Annotated in this window: 1 protein-coding gene; it reads right to left on the reverse strand. The window is 75.0% G+C overall.

Annotated features, from left to right (window positions below):
* Positions 1-35: 35 nt before the first annotated feature.
* A partial coding sequence (locus tag ACFU7Z_RS39450; protein ID WP_380782988.1) for an acyltransferase domain-containing protein occupies positions 36-1,369 on the reverse strand: 1,334 nt, incomplete at its 5' end.

A 1,369-nucleotide genomic window follows, 5' to 3' on the forward strand; every position in this document is an offset into this window, starting at 1 on the left:
TCCCCACCCCATGCTCGGACATTGGCCAGATTCGCTCACGTGCTTCCCAGGTCAGTACTTCGACTGCCGTTGTCGCGGGCCAGGCGGAGCAGCTCGGCCAGATCCATGTCGTCGATCAGCTCGTCGCCGACCGCCTCGGCGGTGCCGGTCGCCCCGGCGCCGTCGCCCGCGGCCGGGCCGACGCCCGGCAGCTCGGGGTCCAGCGCCGTGCGCAGCTGCTTGGCGAGGGCGGCGGGGGTCGGGTAGTCGAAGATCAGCGTGCTGCTCAGGCGCAGACCGGTGGCGTCGGTGAGCAGCTTGCGCAGCTCGACCGCGGTCAGGGAGTCGAAGCCCTGCTCCAGGAAGCCGCACTCGGGGTCGAGGCCGTTGTGCGGGGCCTCGCCGAGCACCCCGGCGACGCACTCCTCGATCAGCTCCAGCAGCAGCTCGTCGCGCTCCGGCTCGGTGAGTCCGGCGAGCCGCTCCCGCAGCCCGGCGGACCGGTCCGGCCGCTCACCGGTGCCCGGCGCGTCGGCGTCCCGCGCGTCGGCCGGCCGCGGCGCGGGGGCGTCCGCCCTGGCGGCGCGCCGCCATGCGGCGAGCAGCGGCAGTGCGGCCCGCAGTTCGGACGGGAGGTCCCCGCCGTCGCCCTCCAGTCGCAGGACGGCGGCCAGCGAGGCCTCGTCCTGCTGCTCGACGGCCGCCCAGAAGGAGGCGTCCAGCGGATCGGCCGTCCCGGCCCCGGCCTTCGGCTGGACGACGTCCAGCCAGTACCGCCCGCGCTGGAAGGCGTAGGTCGGCAGGTCGACCCTGTGGCCGTCCGCGTGGAACGCCGTCCAGTCCACCGGCACGCCGCGCAGGTGCAGCGCGGCCAGCGCGGACGCCAGGGCGAACTCCTCGGAGCGGTCCCGGCGTTGCGCGGCGACCAGGGCCGCCCGGCCGCCGGCCGCCGTGCCGTCCAGGAACTCCTGGCCCATGGCGGTGAGCACGGCGTCGGGGCCGAGCTCCAGGAAGGTGGTGACGCCCTCCGCCAGCAGCGTCTCCACGGCGTCGTGGAAGCGGACGGTGTGGCGGGCGTGGCGGATCCAGTAGTCGGGGTCGGTGAGCTGGTCGGTGGTGGCGGGTCGGCCGGTGAGGGTGGAGACGATCGGGATGGCGGGGGCGTGGTAGGTGAGTTGGGCGAGGGTGTCGCGGAACTCGTCGAGCATCGGCTCCATGAGCGGGGAGTGGAAGGCGTGGCTGACGCGCAGTTCGCGGGCCTTGTCGAACTGTGCGGCGACGGCCCGGACTTCGGCGGCGTCGCCGGCGATCACGACGGAGCGGGGGCCGTTGACGGCGGCGATCGAGACCCGCTCGGTGAGCAGGGGCAGGACCTCCTCCTCGCCGGCCC

The sequence above is a fragment of the Kitasatospora sp. NPDC057518 genome, from assembly GCF_042802075.1.
GTDB lineage: Bacteria > Actinomycetota > Actinomycetes > Streptomycetales > Streptomycetaceae > Kitasatospora.